The organism is Butyrivibrio sp. YAB3001 (assembly GCF_900112195.1).
Taxonomy (GTDB): domain Bacteria; phylum Bacillota; class Clostridia; order Lachnospirales; family Lachnospiraceae; genus Butyrivibrio.
The window spans coordinates 613493-633899 of the sequence record NZ_FOKR01000002.1 but is presented as its reverse complement, the minus strand read 5'-3'; the positions used below and the strand labels follow the sequence as shown (position 1 = coordinate 633899).

Annotated in this window: 17 protein-coding genes; 13 read left to right on the top strand and 4 right to left on the bottom strand. The window is 39.0% G+C overall.

Features of this window, described 5'->3' with window-relative positions; all coding sequences use genetic code 11:
* Nucleotides 1-6 precede the first annotated feature (6 nt).
* Genes BM086_RS02640 through BM086_RS02630 form a run of 3 tightly spaced genes read left to right on the top strand, consistent with a single transcriptional unit; the run spans nt 7 to nt 3403 of the window.
* On the top strand, nt 7-768 hold the full coding sequence (locus tag BM086_RS02640) for a response regulator (protein WP_175560068.1): 762 nt from the start codon (nt 7-9) through the stop codon (nt 766-768).
* A gap of 3 nt (nt 769-771) precedes the next feature.
* On the top strand, nt 772-2754 hold the full coding sequence (locus tag BM086_RS02635; protein WP_092322965.1) for an EAL domain-containing protein: 1983 nt from the start codon (nt 772-774) through the stop codon (nt 2752-2754).
* The gene (locus BM086_RS02630) at nt 2741-3403 is read left to right on the top strand and encodes a 4'-phosphopantetheinyl transferase family protein (RefSeq protein ID WP_092322962.1); all 663 of its coding nucleotides are present in this window, start codon (nt 2741-2743) and stop codon (nt 3401-3403) included. The genes BM086_RS02635 and BM086_RS02630 overlap by 14 nt, the downstream gene beginning before the upstream one ends.
* Before the next feature lie 76 nt (nt 3404-3479).
* On the opposite strand, the gene BM086_RS02625 is transcribed toward BM086_RS02630, so the two are convergent.
* The 3 genes from BM086_RS02625 to BM086_RS02615 all read right to left on the bottom strand — a co-directional run bounded on the left by BM086_RS02625 (nt 3480) and on the right by BM086_RS02615 (nt 6432).
* Entirely contained in the window at nt 3480-4028 is a 549-nt protein-coding gene (locus BM086_RS02625) for a histidine phosphatase family protein (protein WP_092322959.1), read from the bottom strand.
* A 131-nt stretch (nt 4029-4159) separates the two neighbouring features.
* Nucleotides 4160-5524 (bottom strand): MATE family efflux transporter, encoded by a 1365-nt coding sequence (locus tag BM086_RS02620; RefSeq protein ID WP_175560067.1) that lies wholly within the window; start codon nt 5522-5524, stop codon nt 4160-4162.
* Between the two features lie 104 nt (nt 5525-5628).
* Nucleotides 5629-6432, bottom strand: a complete 804-nt coding sequence (locus BM086_RS02615; RefSeq protein WP_092322953.1) for a hypothetical protein — start codon at nt 6430-6432, stop codon at nt 5629-5631.
* 200 nt (nt 6433-6632) lie between these two features.
* Here BM086_RS02615 and thrC point away from each other — a divergent pair, with 200 nt between their 5' ends.
* The 9 genes from thrC to deoC all read left to right on the top strand — a co-directional run bounded on the left by thrC (nt 6633) and on the right by deoC (nt 17512).
* Entirely contained in the window at nt 6633-8123 is a 1491-nt protein-coding gene (thrC, locus tag BM086_RS02610; protein ID WP_092322950.1) for a threonine synthase, read from the top strand.
* A gap of 62 nt (nt 8124-8185) precedes the next feature.
* The gene (locus BM086_RS02605) at nt 8186-9559 is read left to right on the top strand and encodes a citrate/2-methylcitrate synthase (protein ID WP_092322947.1); all 1374 of its coding nucleotides are present in this window, start codon (nt 8186-8188) and stop codon (nt 9557-9559) included.
* Between the two features lie 30 nt (nt 9560-9589).
* Nucleotides 9590-10000, top strand: coding sequence for a hypothetical protein (locus tag BM086_RS02600; RefSeq protein WP_092322946.1), 411 nt, complete (start codon nt 9590-9592; stop codon nt 9998-10000).
* A 206-nt stretch (nt 10001-10206) separates the two neighbouring features.
* On the top strand, nt 10207-11757 hold the full coding sequence (locus tag BM086_RS02595; protein ID WP_092322944.1) for a sodium:solute symporter family protein: 1551 nt from the start codon (nt 10207-10209) through the stop codon (nt 11755-11757).
* 191 nt (nt 11758-11948) lie between these two features.
* Nucleotides 11949-12509, top strand: coding sequence for a hypothetical protein (locus BM086_RS02590; RefSeq protein ID WP_092322941.1), 561 nt, complete (start codon nt 11949-11951; stop codon nt 12507-12509).
* Nucleotides 12506-14257 carry a carbon starvation CstA family protein gene (locus tag BM086_RS02585; RefSeq protein WP_092322938.1) on the top strand — a complete coding sequence of 584 codons (1752 nt, stop codon included), beginning with the start codon at nt 12506-12508 and terminating at the stop codon, nt 14255-14257. The genes BM086_RS02590 and BM086_RS02585 overlap by 4 nt, the downstream gene beginning before the upstream one ends.
* 443 nt (nt 14258-14700) lie before the next feature.
* Nucleotides 14701-15021, top strand: coding sequence for a hypothetical protein (locus tag BM086_RS02580; protein ID WP_092322935.1), 321 nt, complete (start codon nt 14701-14703; stop codon nt 15019-15021).
* Between the two features lie 232 nt (nt 15022-15253).
* Complete coding sequence (locus BM086_RS02575) at nt 15254-16813, top strand: ABC-F family ATP-binding cassette domain-containing protein (protein WP_092322933.1); 1560 nt, start codon at nt 15254-15256, stop codon at nt 16811-16813.
* 39 nt (nt 16814-16852) lie between these two features.
* A complete protein-coding gene (gene deoC, locus BM086_RS02570; RefSeq protein ID WP_092322931.1) occupies nt 16853-17512 on the top strand; it encodes a deoxyribose-phosphate aldolase in 660 nt (219 codons plus the stop codon).
* A gap of 62 nt (nt 17513-17574) precedes the next feature.
* Here deoC and BM086_RS02565 read toward each other — a convergent pair whose 3' ends face one another.
* Entirely contained in the window at nt 17575-18315 is a 741-nt protein-coding gene (locus BM086_RS02565; RefSeq protein WP_092322928.1) for a nucleoside/nucleotide kinase family protein, read from the bottom strand.
* Nucleotides 18316-18757: 442 nt separating this feature from the next.
* Between BM086_RS02565 and BM086_RS02560 the strand changes: the two genes are divergently transcribed.
* On the top strand, nt 18758-20329 hold the full coding sequence (locus BM086_RS02560) for an ATP-binding protein (protein WP_092322925.1): 1572 nt from the start codon (nt 18758-18760) through the stop codon (nt 20327-20329).
* Nucleotides 20330-20407 lie beyond the last annotated feature (78 nt).

Below are 20407 nucleotides of genomic sequence, written 5' to 3'. Positions count from 1 at the left end.
AGGCTTATGGTTAAAAAGAAAATCGTGATTGTAAGAAACGAAGAAACATTTATGGTTAACGCAATCAAGAATACACTCAAGAATAATAATTATGAGGTTCTTGATTGTAATTATACCCTTGGGGAACTAAATGCCAAGATACATGGTGTCAACCTTATCATTTTGTACACTGACCAGGACTTTGAAGAACATAGGGATGCAATGGTCTATTTTAAAGACCTTTGCGTTGAAGAAAATATTATAGTGCTTGTTATCGGCGATAAAGAGGCATTCGATCTGGTACATCACTATATTCCTCAGGAAGATATAGCATTTGAGGTGACAAGACCTCTTGATATGGCAGACCTAGTGGAAAAGGTTGGCATAGTTACTGATGATGAGTATGAGAAGCAAAGAAGAAAATGTATTCTTATAGTAGATGACGATCCTACTTTTATACAAATGATAAGAGAGTGGCTGAAGGATTCTTACAGAATTGGAATGGCTAATTCCGGAACACAGGCAATTGCATGGCTTGCGACCAATAAAGCTGATCTTATTCTTCTTGACTATGACATGCCTGTATTAGATGGTCCTAAAGTAATGCAGATGATAAGGAGTGAGTCTTTTTCCAGTTCAATTCCGATAATGTTTCTAACAGGAAAAAATGACAGACAGAGCGTTACTGAAGTTATTTCGTTAAAACCTGCAGATTACCTTCTTAAATCCATCAGTAAGGATAAACTTCTTAGTACACTTGATAATTTCTTTAAGCAGAGGAAGAGCTGATATATGCTGGCAAGACCTTTAGCAGATAGCTTTACATACCGCATTGCGGCGGCTATCATTTGCATAACCTGCATATTTTATTCGAATGTGATACGTAAACGAAATCGGATCAGATTTCGTTTATTCAGGTTGCTCCTGATTATTACGCTTATAGATTCACTTACTGAATTTGGTCACTATGCAGCAGTATATTCACCGTTTCCCGACACAATTAAGTGGATATTAAGCTACGGCATGCAGCTTTTGTATTATTCCACTCACTTTGGAATGATACCGGTTTTTGTGTTTTATGTCATAATGATCTGCGGCATACGTTATAAATTCAACTTTGTCCATAGAAGCTTTATAAAGGTTCCTTTTTATCTTCTTGAAGTAATGCTGCTTACGAATCCTGTTACTCAGTTTACATTTAGCATAACAGGGAAGTTTACTTACGTCAGAGGTCCAGGCATTTATATTGCCTATGGTGTTTCTGCTGTGTATTTGGGCATTGGACTATATCTTCTTGCCCGCCACTGGCGAACAATGAACAACATGAAAAAGATAGCTATGGTGTACTTTCTTTCTCTTGCAACCTTAGGCACCGCTATTCAGATGCTGATCCCACAGGTAAAATGTGAACTTTTGGGTGAAGCTATTGGATTAAGCGGCCTTCTTTTGATGATTGAAAAAGATGATGACAGAACTGATGTCTATACAGGCTCCTATAACAGGAGCGCATTGGTACAGGATCTGGGAAGCTTTTTTACCCTTGGAAGAAACTTTGTGACTGTCTGCATAAGAATTGGAAATCTCTACAATTTTAGCAAGCTCCTTGGATATAAAAAGACCGGTCAGATCATGACACAGATTTCAGATTTTCTTATGAATCTCGATGAAGATGAATTAAACATTTACTACGTGCAGGGGGGGATTTATTACGGATTATATGAGGGTGTAGATGCCAAAAAGGCAAGAAGTATCGCTCAAAAAATAGAGGAGAGGTTTGAAGAAAACTGGGGAGATGAAAATGAAGGAATAAAACTTGATGTAAAGATTTTGTTGGCAAATTGTCCGGAACAGTTTAAGACTATCAATGACATTTTTTTGCTTGCTAATGTTGAGCTTGAAGATGAAAAGAAAAAAATATACTCCGGATCTGATCTTGATTTCCTTCTCAGACGGATTGAGGTTGAAAAGGCTATCGGTCGCGGAATCAGCGAGAAGACTTTCGCTGTCTGCTACAGGCCGATTTATTGCAAAAAAGAAAACCTGATAAAGCTTGCAGAAGTATCACTTAAGCTTAATGATGCGGAATTAGGAGAACTTTTGCCGGAAGAATTTATGCATGTTGCGGAAACATCAGGTTTTATTGAAGAGATGCAGTACATGACAATAGAGGCAGTATGCCGCTTTTTGTCCAGCGGTGTTGATACTTCCGATATGCAGCTGGATTATTGCATGATACCGATAATGTCTGCGGTTATGGTAAAAAAAGAATTTGCAAACCGCGTTGAAAGGTATCTTGAACACTACAAGATTGATCCATCTCTTATGGCTTTTGTGATACATGAGTCGGATGTTCTTTATGGAAAAGAAGCTCTGTACTACATAACTGAGGTATTTGAAAGGATTGGAATAAAGCTGTTTATCAGTGACTATACAGAAGAGTATTTTGGACTTGAAGCTTTTTCTGCATATCAGATAAGCGGTGCAATCCTTAATGTTAAAAACATATTTGAAGCAGATAAGACCGATAATTCGGACATTGTACTTGAAAACCGCATAAATATGATAAACCAGCTTGAAAAAACTGTTATTCTCTCAGGCATAGACACAATGGCATATTATGATAAGATAAAAGATATGGATGTGGATTTCATCGAGGGAGATTTGCTTTCTCCTACAGTTACCAAAAATGAACTTCAGAACAAGTTCTGGCATGGTGAAAGGGTGATAGTCCATAATAATGGCATAGAGAGAATAGCAGAAGATGACAACTTGTAACAGAGTATACGCTATAAATGTGGATTTTTTGAATGATAAAGAGGCATTTGCCTATTGGTATGACAAGATGCCTTCCTACCGAAAAGAAAAAATAGATAGTTACAGACCTGATGATGGCAAGAGACTTTCTCTTGGGGCAGGGATAATACTATATAAAGGATGCAGCAATGAGGGGATAAAACCTGATGCTGTATCCTTTTTAGAGAACGGAAAACCATATATTGATAATAAAGGCGGCAACAGCTTTGAATTTAATCTTTCACATTCCGGAAGTGTAGCAGTGGGAGCTTTTTCTGACAAAAAAGTCGGCATAGATGTGGAAGAAATCAAGGCTTTTAAAGAAAATCTTATAAACTACGTTTTTTCACCAAAAGAAATAGATTACGTAAGAGCTAACTCCAGGAACAGTCAGGAGGAGAATAGCTTGTTCACTTCCCTTTGGACAATGAAGGAAAGCATAATGAAGTTCGTAGGCAAAGGCCTAGCTATGGATCCGAAAAAGATATTCATTGATCAGGAGCAGGAGAGAATTTATTACGGCGATAGTGAAATGACTGATACTTATATTACGAAATACTCAATCGACGGATATGCTGTTTCTGTCTGTTCTGAGTGCAAGCAGTTTTCTGAAGCAATAATTTTCATATAAAAAAGAATAATGAAGAGCTTGTACAGCTTATAGAATTAAAACGGTCATATGCGTCGTTGTCATAAATCGCTATGGATCAGAGCAACCTGACAAGTTCACAATTACCGATGAGATTGTCCCAAAACTGTGAAAGCGGCATCCCTTTTATCTGAGATATAATGCTGCAGTTCATCGCTCCATGACCTACAATAAGAATATCTTTTCCCTTATCTAATGCAGGATAGACTTCTTCCTTAAGAAAACTTCCTGTTCTTTCGAAAAGCTCCTCAAATGATTCAGCGCCGCCGCACTTAACATAAGCTGCTGGATTTACAAACAGATCATTTATAGGGCAGGATGGGTTGTTAAAATATCCGGTAACTCCTTCATATTCTCCAAAGCCCATTTCTATAAGCCTGTCATCGATAATAATAGGTGTATCTGTCCCTTCAAGAAAGATTTCTGCTGTTCTTTTAGCTCTTTGAAGTGGAGAGCAGTAGCAGATATCAAAGTGTAGAGACTTATATTTGTCATGAGCTTTAATTGCTGAGTCTATCCCTTCCTGATTTAAAGGAATATCAACATGTCCTTGAAGTTTTTCCTGAACATTCCAATCTGTTTTACCATGCCTTGTGATATATAACATATTTAACCTCTATAATATAAATATCATTACCTTTTGTTTGACTTTTTGACGATACGATGTCAAGAAGTAGTATTAAAGTTACTGTATATATAGAAATTCACATTTCGTGAGAGAATGATTCAGTAACATCTTTAAAAAAGCCCCTTGCGCCAGTCCTTCATAAAGTAACGGGCAAGGGCGGTGCCTCCTACGATTGTCCAGGTTACGCCGGTTGAGATCCAAAGCCCCCATGCGCCAAGGAATGGGAGTGAGCAAAAGAAAGCAGGGAAGATAATTCTTCCTGTCATTTCGGCAATACCTGAAATAAGCGGGAATTTAGCATCGCCGGCGCCGTTCAGGATTCCTCTGCAGACATAAATGCATCCAAGCGGCAGATAGAAGGAGGAGAGAATACGCATGGCTGTTGAGCCGAATGCAATTATCTCGGTCTCTGAACTATCGATGAAGACGCGCACAAAGTATTTGCCAAAGAACGCCATTACAGGAATCATGACAAGGACATATATCACCATCATGGTCATTCCGCTCTTAAAGCCCATCTTTACTCTGTCACCTTTCTTGGCTCCGATGTTCTGGCCGGTATAAGTGGAGAGAGAATCCTGAAGCGCCTTGAACTGCATGTTGACAAGGTTTTCAATCTTACTTGTTGTGGTAAAAGCAGCCATTACAATGTAGTCAAAAGAATTTATCACACGCTGAAGTATAACGAAAGAAAGCGCGATAAAACCGCTTTGCAGAGCCATGGAGCCGCCCAGGGTATAGCATCTTACAATTATGTCCTTATCAAGTCCCCAGTCGTCTTTGCCAATTTTGAACACAGAGTTTCTTACAAAGGCGTAAGTAATAGAACCTGCCGCAGAAAGGGCCTGGGCTGTGATAGTTGCAACTGCAAGTCCAACTACGCCCATTTTAAAAACAATTACATATAAAAGGTCCATAAGGACATTGAGAAAGCTGGATACGATAAGGAAATAAAGCGGTGTTTTGGAGTCGCCTATTCCGCGCATGATGTATGAGATTGTATTGTATAGGGCAGTCCCTACAAAGCCAAGACATATGATAGACATATAAGCTACAGCGTTATCAAGAATTGTATCCGGAGTCTTTAGAAGCTTTTCCAGGACAAGTCTTGAGAATGCAAAGCCAAGAAGTCCGACAAAAATTGCGGTGGCACTGACAATCACGAAAGCATTGGTTATTACTTTTTTTACTGATTTCATGTCTCCGCTTCCGAAACTTTGCGAAACTAAAATGCCTATACCTGTTGCAAGGCCATTTCCCAGAGCGAAAAACAGGTTAGTTATGTGACCTGTGGAACCAACGGCTGCAAGTGCCTTGGCATCGATAAATCTGCCTGCGATAATAGTATCTACTATATTATAGAATTGCTGAAATATATTTCCCATCATCATTGGGAGCATAAAAGAAAGGATAAGAGTAGCAGGCACGCCTACAGTCATATCCTTTGAGTATTTTTTTGCCAGTACGTTCGCCATTTTTTCTCCTTGATAAGCCATGTTTATTTTGGCGGTATAGTTTTATAGTGTACTGACAAATGCAGAGTTTTTCAATGAAATATTTGCACTAATTATAGAAAAAATCAGTCCTTGTTCTTTATGCGAAGAAGCTTGGGAGACATCTTGAGCTTTCGATAGATATCGGCATATTGGGACGCAGAAAGTCCATCTATGTAATTCATCTGGAAATTTTTTTTGATGCCGTTTTTAATCAGAAGATCCACCGCTTTGTTATAAGCAATCGCGGCTTCCACTTCGGTTTTATATCTTCCTATAACATAATTGCTCTTTACATGAATCACGGCTTTATACTTGATAAGACCTTTTTCTACGAATTGAAGGACGCCGCGATATCTGTTAAAAATCACGATGTTGTCGTAGCGAAGGTCTGTTGGGTCGTCGTTTAAAAAATGATAATCTCTCCCCTCGACAGCATAGCTTTTTATTCCGTATCGCTGCAGTACTGACAGTTGGCTTCCATAATCAGCTACGAAGAGGTGTGAGCCTCTTTTCATTATTTTATGGGACGAATAATAGAAGAGGTCTTCAATATCAAATTTGAGGACATAGTCGGGAGATAAGTGGTAGGTAAAAAAGTTTTTTTCAAGGTGAATGGGATTTGAAATGTACATGCCTGTGTCTCTGAAATTGATAAGACAGATGTATTTTTCAAAGGGGATATTTAGTTTTTTATCATATTTATCAATGGTTATGGAGGAATCATTCAGGATTTTCTGGGCATCTTTGTATACTAAGGATGCCTTGTGCTCATTATCGAAAGAACCAAGGGAAATGTGCTTTCCATTGTAGGTTATGGAAGCTCTGAAGGAAGGTGTTCCGTCTTTGAGTTTGGTAGCATACACTCCGATGCAGTGCTTTTCAATCATAATCCCGCCTTTGGTATGTTTGACTAAAAATTTCGTCACTTTAATAATTCAAAGTGTTAAAATCTATGGTAGATATTAGAAATGGTAATATGATATACTAAATATAATTATCTGCCTGATTTTATTTTGAAAATTTATTCATGGCATAATAATTAACGTAATACCATTTATATTGTATCAATAAAAGAGGAGTAAAAGCAATGGCAAAAGAAGTTTTGTACAGTAGCACCAGAGGAGCATTGGGACAGATTAAAGCATCTGAGGCAATTTTACGAGGACTTGCTCCCGATGGAGGCCTTTATGTTCCGGATCATATTCCACAGCTTGAAAAGAGCCTTAGAGAGATTTCAGGGCTCGATTATAAAGATACTGCTTATGAAGTTATGAAGCTGCTTCTTACGGATTATACCGAGGAAGAGTTAAAATACTGCATTACACATGCCTATGATTCCAAGTTTGATACAGAAGAGATAGTGCCTTTGGCAGAAGCTGACGGTGCATTTTATCTGGAACTGTATCATGGAGCTACAATAGCTTTTAAAGATATGGCTCTTTCAATTCTTCCATATCTTATGACTACAGCTGCAAAGAAGAATAATGTAAAGAATGAGATCGTTATTCTTACAGCTACAAGTGGTGATACAGGAAAAGCTGCTCTTGCCGGCTTTGCAGATGTACCCGGAACAAGAATAATTGTCTTTTACCCAAAACATGGCGTCAGCCCTATTCAGGAACAGCAGATGGTTACACAAAAGGGCGATAATACCTGCGTTATAGGTATTGAAGGCAACTTTGATGATGCTCAGACAGGCGTTAAGAAGATCTTCACTGACAAGGAACTGGCAAAAGAACTTGATGAGAAGGGCTTCCAGTTTTCTTCTGCAAATTCAATCAATATTGGACGTCTTGTTCCTCAGATCGTGTATTATGTTTATTCTTATACCAGACTTCTTAAAGAGGGAAGAATTGCTGACGGAGAGGCTATAAATGTAGTTGTTCCGACAGGTAATTTTGGAAATATTCTTGCAGCATATTATGCAAAAAATATGGGAGTTCCGATTGCAAAGCTTATATGCGCATCAAACTCTAATAAAGTATTGTTTGATTTCTTCAAGACAGGTGAGTATGACAGAAACCGTGATTTCGTGCTTACTTCATCACCTTCAATGGATATTCTGATCTCATCAAATCTTGAGAGACTTATTTATCATATCGCAGGCGACAATGCGGCTATGGATGCTGACTTTATGGGCAAGCTTTCCAAGGATGGCAAATATGAGATCACCCAGGAAATGAGAGATAAGCTTACTGATTTTTATGGCGGCTTTGCTACTGAAGAAGAAACAGCTGAGACAATAAAGAGAGTGTTTGAGGGTACAGGTTACCTTATTGATACACATACATCAGTTGCAAGCGCAGTTTACAACAAATATCGTGAAGAGACAGGTGATAAGGCTGTAACTGTAATTGCATCTACAGCAAGCCCATTCAAGTTTCCAAGAAGCGTTATGAATGCTCTTGGAAAAGGCGATGAGAGTAAGGATGATTTTGAACTTGCCGATGAACTTTCAAAGGTTTCAGGGGTGGAGATTCCTGCTGCAGTTACATCTATCAGAGATGCTGAGATTAGACATAAGACAGTAGTTGATAAGTCAGAAATGCAGAATGCTGTAATGGATTTTTTATCCTGAATTAAACAAAAGACATAGAAAATACCGTTTGCTATAGATTTCAAAGAATTGGAGGAGCGTACATGGATTTAGGTAAAGGCTATTATTCGGAAAACACTCCGGAAATTGTTGAGCTTTCCGAGCTTTCGAGGGAAGCGAATCTTATAGAAAATGATCTTTTTATCAAATATGATGTAAAAAGAGGACTTCGTGACCTTAATGGTAAGGGTGTGCTGACAGGTCTTACCAGGATTTCAGAGATAGTTGCCAAGAAGGTTGTGGATGGGAAAGAAGTTCCTGCTGACGGAGAGATTTATTTCCGCGGCTATGATGTGCATCAGCTTATTGATGCTGCTGTTCGAAACAACAGATTTGCATTTGAGGAATGCACATATCTTCTTTTGTTTGATAAACTGCCAACAGGAAAAGAACTCTTTGATTTTGAGAAGCTTTTAGGAATATATAAAAGCCTTCCCACAAGTTTTGTCCGTGATGTTATCATGAAGGCGCCAAGCCGAGATATGATGAATACTCTGGCAAGAAGTGTGTTGACTTTGTATTCCTATGATGACCTTGCAGATGATGTATCTCTGCCAAATGTGCTTAGACAGTCGCTTCAGCTGATAAGTATATTCCCGCTTCTTTCTATATATGGATATCATGCGTACAATCATTATCATGAAGGAAATTCGCTTATTATTCATCCACCGAGAGAGGAGCTTTCTACTGCAGAGACAATTCTTTATCTGCTAAGGCCTGACAGCAAGTATACTGAGCTTGAAGCAAAACTTCTCGATATATGTCTTGTTCTCCACATGGAGCATGGCGGTGGTAATAATTCATCCTTTACAACACATGTTGTGAGCTCAAGTATGACAGATACTTACTCTGTTATAGCAGCAGCTATAGGCTCACTTAAAGGACCAAGACATGGCGGTGCAAACATCAAGGTTGTTCATATGTTTGATGACATTGAGCAAAACGTCAAGGACTGGAAGGACGAGGAAGAAGTAAGCGCTTATCTTGATAAAATCCTTAATAAGCAGGCGTTTGACGGGGCAGGACTCATCTATGGAATCGGACATGCTATTTACTCAAAGTCTGATCCTCGTGCCATGATCCTTAAAGGCTTTGTGGAAAAGCTTGCTGTTGAGAAAGGAAAAGAAGATGAACTTGCTCTTTATCAGATGGTTGAGCGCCTTGCACCTAAGATTATAAGCGGCGAGCGCACAATGTATAAAGGCGTAAGTGCAAATGTCGACTTTTATTCAGGCTTTGTTTACAGGATGCTGGGGCTGCCGGAAGAACTTTATCCAACTATCTTTGCTATTGCCCGTATAGTAGGATGGAGCGCGCACCGTATGGAAGAACTTGCAAATAACGGCAAGATTATTCGTCCGGCATATATGGCAATCGAACCAAGAAAAGAATATGTAGAGATGGATGACCGAAACTGATAGTTCCTTTGAAAATAAGGAGGAAACAGTATGGACTTCAGAAACTGCGAACTTTGTAACAAAATCTTTAATTATGCAGGCTATGGCCCTGTGTACTGTAAGGACTGCCTTAAACGGGATGAAGAACTGATGCGGGCAGTAAAGGATTATCTTGACAGAAATCCGGGAGCAGAAGGAGATGAGGTTTCCGAAAAGACCGGGGCTTCTGTGGAGACCATGACAAAGTGGATGAAGGATGGACGTCTGATACATCCTGCTGCAATAAATCTTGGTCTTAAATGCCAGTCCTGCGGAGCAAGGATATACAAAGGCTTTCTTTGCGATGACTGCATTGCCGGGTATAAACAGGAGCTTATGGATGCAGCAGAATCCAAAGAAGAAAAGAAGAAGATTGAAAGACATATCGGTGGATTCAGATTCCTCGAAGATAAGAAACGATAAGTGAATAAGGAAATAATAAGAAAGAGACTTATTGTAAGCTGTAAAAGGTTTACAGTAAGTTTCTTTTTTATGAAATAGAAAATGCCTAAAAAGTCATTAAAATTTGTTTTCGAGAAAAAGCAAAGAGGTAAGTTAAATATCGTTGACTTTATTGGTTTAAAGCGTTATAGTGTAAAAGAATACAATTTACGTTGGAGGGTACATTTATGGTGATCAAGGTTTTGCTACTGGTTGTTTTCTTCGCTGTAATGCTTACTATCGGCTTTATCTGTCGCAAGAATTCAACTGATGTTAACGGGTTTGTTCTTGGTGGGAGAGCAGTTGGACCATGGGTTACTGCTTTTGCTTACGGAACGTCCTATTTTTCTGCGGTTGTTTTTGTGGGATACGCAGGACAATTTGGTTGGAAATACGGAATTGCGGCAACCTGGGCAGGTATTGGAAATGCGCTTATAGGCTCGCTTATGGCATGGGCGATACTGGGACGAAGAACTAGAATCATGACTCAGCATCTGGATTCAGCTACAATGCCTCAGTTTTTTGCTGCAAGATTTGGTGGCAATTCTCTTAAGATTGCGGCTTCGATAATAACTTTTATTTTCCTTATTCCATATACTGCTTCTTTATATAATGGGCTTTCAAGACTTTTCGGTATGGCTTTCAATATTGATTACTCCGTTTGTGTCGTTGTTATGGCTGTTCTTACGGGTATATACGTAATTGCGGGAGGATACATGGCAACTGCCATAAATGATTTTATACAGGGATTAATAATGCTGGTTGGCATAAGCGCAGTTGTGATTTCTGTTCTTAACAGTCAGGGTGGATTTATCGCTTCTCTTAATGGTCTTGCGCAGATCAGCGATGAATCTGTTTCTTCAACTCCTGGTATATTTGCCTCATTCTTTGGACCTGATCCGATAAACCTTCTTGGGGTTGTCATACTTACATCTCTTGGAACCTGGGGACTTCCACAGATGGTGCAGAAATTTTATGCGATAAAGAGTGAGAAGGCTATTTCTAAGGGAACTATAGTTTCAACATTTTTCGCATTTGTTGTTGCAGGAGGATGCTATTTTCTTGGCGGTTTCGGAAGACTTTTCTCTGACAGAATTGATATAGCTGCAGGCGGATATGATTCTGTTATTCCTGCAATGCTCTCAGGACTTCCTGATATTCTTATTGCAGTAGTAGTTGTTTTGGTCCTTTCTGCTTCGATGTCTACACTTTCTTCATTGGTACTTACAAGTAGTTCAACGCTTACACTTGATCTTCTGAAAGGTCATGTTGTTAAAGATATGGATGAAAAGAAGCAGCTCTTTATAATGAGATGCCTTATCGTTGTATTTGTTGGAATATCTGTTGTCATTGCAATTGTGCAGTACAAGCAGAACGTGACTTTCATAGCCCAGCTTATGGGTGTATCCTGGGGAGCACTTGCAGGAGCTTTTCTTGCGCCATTTTTGTATGGTCTATACTGGAAGGGCACAAGCAAGGCAGGCGTATGGTGCAGCTTTGTATTTTCAACTGTTGTAATGCTTGCAAATATGTTTGTAAGAAAGAGTTTTCCTGCTCTTTTGCAGTCACCCATCAATGCTGGCGCATTCTGCATGCTGGCAGGACTTGTGATTGTCCCGGTAGTATCAGTATTTACTAAGAAGCCTGATAAAGAGCTTGTGGATTCGGCATTTGCATGCTATGACAAGGAAGTTATGGTGCACCAGAGTACATCACTTTCTGATGAGGATGTAGCGTGAGACATACATGACAAAATTAATGTCGAAAGACATTAATTTTGTCATCTTGCAATAATACTTTAAAGTGATAAAGTTTATAGAGAATTACTTGACCGATTTTAATCATATTGGATTGTGAGAGCTCGATGCGCAGAACAATCCGTGACATGATTTTGCTTAAGGTTCATAAGTATTGTTGTGGGAGGACAGTTATGGAGAACGTTTGTGATGAATATTTGAGTGAGCTTTTGAGCAGATACCGCGCAAACTTTGACATTACTGAAAATTATAAGCTTGGGGAAAAAGAATATCCTGCTTATGCATATTTCTTTTCTTTTGGTGAAAAATATGTTCTTAAGAAAGAGGCTCAGTTGTGGGCAATAAGGACATATGAACACGTTCTTTTCATAAAAACAAAATCCATTGATGAAAAATTCATAGAAGACATGTATCAGACTATTAAAGAGCATATGGAGCCGGAGCTTGTTCGCAAAGGTGAAAAGTATCCTGAAAAGGACCATATGTGCTCATATCTTTCTTTAGTTGTTATTTCGGAAGAAACACCTTCACTTGAAATCCAAAAGCAAATAAAGCGATTTAAGTTTGACAGAGGATATCTTTTCAACTTAAGGGGGCACAGCGAGGCTAAGATAGGTTTGGTCTGTATGGACAGCAGGCTGTGTCTGACTAATTACGCAGGAAAAGAGCTTAAGCCGCTCTTATCCAATATATTCAATGCCCTTAATAAGGGTGGGGAGGAGAAAGTATCATGAATGCAGCAGTATTACTTATTGTAAGCATCGTAATTCTTGCAGCCGGCTATGTCTTTTACGGCGGTTGGCTTGCAAAACAGTGGGGAATCGATCCAAGCAGGAAGACCCCGGCCCATGAACTTGAGGATGGCATGGATTATGTTCCGGCCAAAACACCGGTTGTTATGGGACATCATTTTTCATCTATCGCAGGAGCAGGCCCTATAAACGGTCCTATTCAGGCCGCAGTATTTGGCTGGGTTCCGGTTCTTTTGTGGGTACTTATAGGTGGTATCTTCTTCGGAGGAGTTCACGATTTTGGAGCTCTTTTCGCATCTCTTCGTAACAAGGGACAGTCAATCGGTGAGATCATTAACTCATCTATGGGAAAAGGAGCTAAGAAGCTCTTCCTTACTTTTGGATATCTTACACTTTTGCTTGTAGTTGCAGCATTTAGCTCAATTGTGGCAAGCACTTTTGGAACAACAACTGCAGCAGGCAAGGCGGTAGAGGGCGCAACCCTTGCAGCAAATGAATCAACAGCGATGATCTCAATCCTGTTCATCTTACTTGCAATTGTATTTGGATATTTTGTTTATCGTAAAAATGCTCATGTTGGAGTCGCATCAGTTCTTGGATGCCTTGGAATTGTCGGCATCGTTGCACTTGGACTTAATTTCCATCCTATAGCGCTTACTTATAACACATGGATGTGGGTTGTTGGAGCATACATTCTTGTTGCATCAGTAACACCTGTATGGATTCTTCTTCAGCCAAGAGATTACCTTAGTTCTTTCCTTCTTTATTTCATGATCGCAGCAGGCGTTATTGCAGTTGTAGGAGCAGTGTTAGTCGGACATGGTAACTTCCAGGTTCCTGCTTTCGGAGATGCAGCGCTTAAGGGAACAGGCGTATTTACAACAGGAACAGCTTTCCCTGCTTTGTTTGTAACAATCGCGTGCGGAGCTATCTCAGGCTTCCATTCACTTGTTTCATCAGGAACATCTGCAAAGCAGCTTGATAATGAAAAGAATGCGCGCCCAGTATCATATGGTTCAATGCTTATTGAATGTACAGTTGCAGTTATCTCACTTTGCGCAATTGGTTATGTTTGGTCAGCAGCTTCTGACGGAACATACGCAAGCCCTACACAGGTATTTGCAGGCGGCTTATCAGCAATGATCGCAACTTTCATTCCTGGCGCAGAGAACATTATGTATCAGATGCTTATCCTTGCAGTATCTATTTTCTGCCTTACATCACTTGATACAGCAACTCGTCTTGCAAGATATATGTTCCAGGAGTTCTTTGTAGAAAAAGGTCAGACATACAAGGATTTAACAGGATATAAGAAGGTTCTTGCAAATCCATATTTTGCAACAGTAGTAACAGTTGTTCTTGGTGTAAGCCTTGGTATGACAGGTTATACAAAGATTTGGCCTTTGTTTGGCGCAGCAAACCAGCTTCTTGCAGCTATCGGACTTCTTGCTGTCTGCACATGGCTTGGATCAGTTGGAAAGAACAACAAGATGTTCTATGTACCAATGGTATTTATGCTCCTTGTAACTATCTGCTCACTGGTTCAGACAATCATGGCTAAGATGAATGCATTCCTTTCAGGAGCAGCTGATTATTGGGCACTTATCCAGTCAGTTATAGCAGTGCTTCTTGTTGCACTTTCTCTTGTTCTTGCATTTATTGCAGCCAAGACACTTTACGCTCAGCACATAGCAAAGAAAGATTCTTCTGATAAAGAAGAGGTAGCATAAGATATACGATTTTTGATTTGGAGATGCCTGGCAGAGATGCTCTGATCCGTGGCCCATATCGGCAAAATGCTCAATTTTTGCTCATGTTGAACCATACACTTCGCTTAGCCCAAAGCATCAATCTCTGCGTGCAATGGCACTTGAGATTGATTGGTCTAAGCTCCGTGGTTCAAAAAATCGCAAAATATTGAGCTTTTTTGCCTCTAGGGCCGCGGAATCAGAGCACCTCAGCCAGGCATCATAACAAAAAATAAGCTTCCGGTATAGTTTGTGAAAGTGATGAACTATGCTTGGAAGCTTATTTTTTGTTATGCATAATAATTCTCCCACAGGAATGAACATTAATGTTATCATTATTACATTGAAAAAAAGTCGACAATATATAATTTGTGACTAAGAGTTTTCGGCGTTAAAAGATTCAGCAATGATAGGAGGGAAGTACATTGGCAGATAGATCAGATCTTATCAATCAGCTTGCAGCTTCAATGGGAGGCGGTCATTTTGCAAAGACTTCTGTAGAAGAATCCCGCTTCGATGCTAAAACCGGAACTTTGTATTGCAATGGTATGGTAATATCAAAATCAATTGCAGAAAAGGCAATCCAGCACTTTGAGGTATTGGAGAAAAAATGTGATGTGAACGATAGCACTCAGAGGGAAATGGCAATGATCTACAGATGTGCATCTGAATCAATTAAACTAATGCAAAATCCTAAGATCAAGCAGCTTATGCAGGAAGAAGTTCAAAAGTCAGGCGGAAAGTGAAATGAGATTTTTATATTACTGTTTATGCAGAAATGCGCGAATTAGTTTTGGAGTGAGCTGCAAGTGAGCAAACAGTAATATTTTGTCTTGATGTACCAGTCAATATATGATACCTTGTTACTTGTTGTTTTAATGAATATTCGCTTCAATGGATGCGCAATTTTTCAAGATGAATGTGAGACTTGATATTTGCGTTTGGCGTGAGTTTTATAGCAATGAGTAAAGGATTATTATGAGTATCTTAAATGTTGAAAATTTAGCTCATGGCTTTGGTGACAGAGCTATTTTTGAGGATGTATCTTTCAGATTATTGAAGGGTGAGCACATTGGACTTGTTGGAGCTAATGGTGAAGGTAAGTCCACTTTTATGAATATTATTATTGGAAAGCTTATGCCTGATGCCGGCAAGATAGAGTGGGCCAAGAATATCAAGGTCGGTTATCTTGATCAGCATGCAGTTCTTCAAAAGGGGATGAGCATAAGAGATGTTCTTGCATCTGCATTTGAGCCGCTTTATGCCATGGAAACCAGGATGAATGAAATCTGTGATGCAATGGGCGATGCCGATGAAAAGACTCTTGAAGCCTATATGGAAGAACTTGGCACGATTCAGGATCTTTTGACGAATCATGATTTTTATCTTATAGATTCCAAGATTGAAGAGGTTTCAAGGGCTCTTGGACTTTTGGATTTGGGTTTGGAAAAAGATGTTACGGAGCTTTCAGGAGGTCAGAGAACTAAAATCCTTCTTGGGAAACTTCTTTTGGAGAAACCTGATATTCTTCTTTTGGATGAGCCTACAAACTATCTTGATGCCGAACATATTGTATGGCTTACAAGGTACCTTCAGGAATACGAGAACGCATTTATTTTGATTTCCCATGATATTCCTTTCCTAAACAGTGTGGTTAATATCATTTATCACATGGATGGGCAGACTCATTCTTTGGATAGATATGTTGGTGATTACGATAAGTTCATGGAAGTTTATGAGATGAAAAAAGCGCAGCGTGAGGCAGCGTATAATCGTCAGCAGCAGGAAATTGCTGATCTTAAGGACTTTGTTGCACGTAATAAAGCAAGAGTTGCAACAAGAAACATGGCTATGGCTCGTCAAAAGAAACTTGACAGTATGGAAATTATTGAGAAAGTACAGGAAAAGCCAAAGCCTGAATTCAATTTTAAGACTGCAAGAACTCCGGGAAAGATGATCTTTGAAACAAAGGATCTGATTATAGGTTATGATGAGCCGCTTTCATCATCTCTTAATATAACCATGGAGAGAAATGAGAGGATAGTGCTTATTGGTTCAAATGGTATTGGTAAATCTACTCTTTTAAAGAGTATTTTAGGTCTGATTCCGGCTTTGAACGGAAATGTTGAACTTGGAGAAAATGTCGAAATAGGTTATTTTGAACAGGAAATGTCTCCTAATATTGAGACAACCTGCATGGAAGAAATCTGGAATGAGTTCCCGGGCTTTTCACAGTATGAGGTTCGTTCTGCTCTTGCAAAATGTGGTCTTACTACCAAGCATATAGAGAGTAAGTGCAAGGTTTTATCAGGTGGAGAGCAGGCAAAGGTTAGACTTTGTAAGCTTATCAACCGTGAGTCAAATCTTCTTGTTCTCGACGAGCCTACAAACCATCTTGATGTGGATGCCAAAGAAGAACTTCATCGCGCACTTAAAGAATACAAGGGAAGTATTCTTATGGTCTGCCATGAACCGGATTTCTATGAAGACCTTGCAACAAGGATTATTGACTGCTCACAATGGACTACGAAACTATAAAAAGGCTTTACATACATTTTATATAAAGGAGAATCTACTATGGAAGAAAGAGATATTTTAAAACTTATTGATCACACACAGCTTCAGGCTAACGCTACATGGGAGGACATCGTTTCACTTTGCGATGAGGCAGTTAAGTATGGCACTGCTACAGTATGCATTCCACAAACATATCTTAAGAGAGTACATGAGAAGTATGGCGACAACCTTAAGCTTTGCACAGTAATCGGTTTCCCTCTTGGCTATAACAGTGCAACATCCAAAGTTGTTGAAGCTAAGGATTCTATTGCTGATGGAGCTTCTGAGATAGATACAGTTGTTAATATCAGTGATGTTAAGAATCACAGATATGATGAAGTTAAAAAGGAACTTGAGATGATTCGTGAATCTTGTGGAGATAAGCTTCTTAAAGTTATCATCGAGACCTGCTATCTCACAGAGGAAGAGAAGATTGAGCTTTGCAAGATCGTAACAGAAGTGAAGGCTGATTACATCAAGACTTCAACAGGATTTGGCAGCGCAGGCGCTACACTTGCTGATATCGAGCTTTTCAAAAAGCACATCGGTCCTGATGTTAAGATCAAGGCAGCAGGCGGAATACGTACAATAGAAGATGCACTTGCTTACGCAGAAGCAGGCTGCAGCCGCATCGGTTCTTCAAAGGTTGCTCCTCTTATCGCAGCAAAGTACAATCTGTAAGCATGTTTACACAAAATATGAATGCCCCGCAGTTTTCTGCGGGGCATTTGACTTAAAACTATTTAATTAAGCTTTGAATAATCATTATCTGATTTTAATTGCAATGCCAAGTCAGCTTTCATTGTTTTTTCCAGGCAAAGCTTTACGTTTGCTATATCGCTGAAATCTACGAACTGCTCAGCTTTTTGTTGTGTATTTCCGCTTTTTATTTTTCTTTCTACAAGTCGTGCTCTTAAAAAATCTTCAGGCGCAGTTATTGAGATAGTAAAATCTGCAAAATCTTTAAGGTCTCGCCAGCCATCCATATCAAGCAAAAGATAATTTCCCTCAAGAAGAACAATGTCTTTTTCTACAGTTATGGCATTTTCGATGGGATTGTGCAAATGTCTGTCATAGGTTGGCCAGCCAACTTTTTCTTTACTGATAACATCTTTGATGCGGCTTTGTAGTAGTTCGAGGTCAAAGGTTTCCGGAGCACCTTTGATATCGACCATTGGGATTTCTTTTCCGTCACGGATTGTATTGTGGGATAGAAGATATTCCTGCCTTCTGTGAAAACCATCCATTCCTATAGCTTGAAGTTCAGTAAAATCGTGGCTTTCTTTAGATAAACGCTCTAAAAAGCTCACAAGAGTGCTCTTTCCTGCCCCGGGAGGAGCTGCAAGGAGTGCGAGAATCCTACGGTCTTTCTCTTTTTGCAAAGCAGTTATTTTTGAAAGAAGCGGTAAAAAAATATTATTTATTGTGTCTTCGCTGTAGTAGGCATTTACTTCTATGCCGTTAATGTTTACGTTATGTTCCATTTTTTTTATTTTTCCTTATAAAGATGATGAATTATTCAGATTCAGATTTATCATTAGTAATCTCTGCTTCGCCTGTTCCAAGCTGAATGTTTTTCCCTTTTTGCAAAAGAGCTATGCTGCCTGCCCCCCCCCAAAAAAAAAAGTACTATGTTGCGATATATTCATCCGTTGGTATAGGTACTGCTGAATTGTATACAGTAATGTGCTTGTCAATATAATGATAACATAGTTTTGAATGATTATGGTTAGAGTATAGGTTTTATATCTGCTTGAAATCATGCACTATATACAGGGCACTTATGAAAATATGTTAATGTCCGGCTGGAAGAGGTTCAGTAGCAAATAGGCCGTTGTAGATGAAAAAAGGCATGATGTGTGGTATTTTATTATTAGTGCTTAATTCTAAGTTATTACTATAATTCATGTGATAGGGGATGCCAAAATGCAAAGAAAACTTCCTATGGGGATTCAATCTTTTTCTAAATTGAGGGAAGAAAACTTTTTGTACGTTGATAAAACAGAATACATATACAAAATGGTACATAGCAAAGTGCCATTCTTCTTAAGTCGCCCAAGGCGTTTTGGGAAAAGCCTTTTATTATCTACAATGAAAGCCTATTGGGAAGGACAAAGGGAATTATTTAAAGGTTTAAAGATTGCAGATTTAGAGGCTGATAATCCTGATGCCTGGAAAAAGTATCCTACCTTTTATTTTGATTTTAATGGGCAAAATTATAAGGAATGCGGAGCTTTAGAGAAGATTTTAGCTGAATATTTGTGTAAATGGGAGGAAAAATACAAGATTGTAAATGACAGTGATTCCCTGAGTATACGATTTAGAGAGATTCTTCGCACCGCACATAAGCAGTCAGGACTTCGCTGTGTTGTTTTAGTAGACGAGTATGACAAACCTCTTCTTGATGTTGTGGAAGATAGGGGATTGCAAGAGCATAATAAGGACGTATTCAAAGGCTTTTTTAGTACTTTGAAGAGTTTTGATGAATATATCCAATTTGTGTTTATTACCGGAGTGACCAAGTTTCACAAAGTAAGCATTTTCAGTGATTTAAATCAATTAACAGACATCTCTTTGGATGAGGATTTTTCTGCTATCTGTGGAATGACTCAAAAGGAAATACTTGAGAATTTTAAGCCGGAGATCAGTGCTCTTGCAGCTAAACAGGGGATGGCAGAGGAAGAATGTATTGATGCACTAAGAATGCAATATGACGGATATCATTTCCATCAAAATGGCATCGGAATATTTAATCCGGCCAGCCTTCTTAAGGCATTCTTTTCAAAAGAACTTGGATCATATTGGTTTGAAACCGGTACGCCAACATTTTTGCTTAGTAAAATCAGACAAAGCGGTTTCGATATTCGCAAATTTACAGATAGAACTATTTATGCAAATGAAGCTATTCTCAAGGATTATACAGGAGATTCGCTTGATATTGTTCCGCTTCTTTATCAAACAGGCTATCTGACTATTGCGGATTATGATAAACGCCGTGACAGATATACACTTTGTTTCCCAAATAATGAAGTTACGTATGGATTTTTGGAGAGTCTTTTAAAGTATTATGTGCCAAAGGCTACAGCAGGAAATGGTTTGGACATATTTACTTTGGATGACTATATAGAGAATGGGCAGTTGGATAATATAAGGGATGTACTTGCAGGATTATTTGCTAGCATAACATATACAAAAGAGGCGGATCCGTTTGAGCATTATTTTCAGTCAGTTATTTACATGCTATTTATTTTACTTGGAAAATATACTGAATGTGAGAGACAATCTTTCTCAGGCAGAATAGATTTAAAAATTCAGACTGAGAAATATATTTATCTTTTTGAATTTAAGAGAGATGATACAGCAGACGCTGCTCTTGCACAAATTGATTCTAAAGAATATGCGTTACCGTTTGTTGCTGATTCAAGGAAAGTATTAAAAATAGGTGTTTCATTTGATTCGGAGACGAGAAAGCTTGTTGGATGGAAAGTAGCTGAGTAGGAACGGATATTATTATCATTGTGTATTTGAGAAAACGTTGATATTAGCATTTAGAAGTGAGTTCAGAGATGTTTGCGT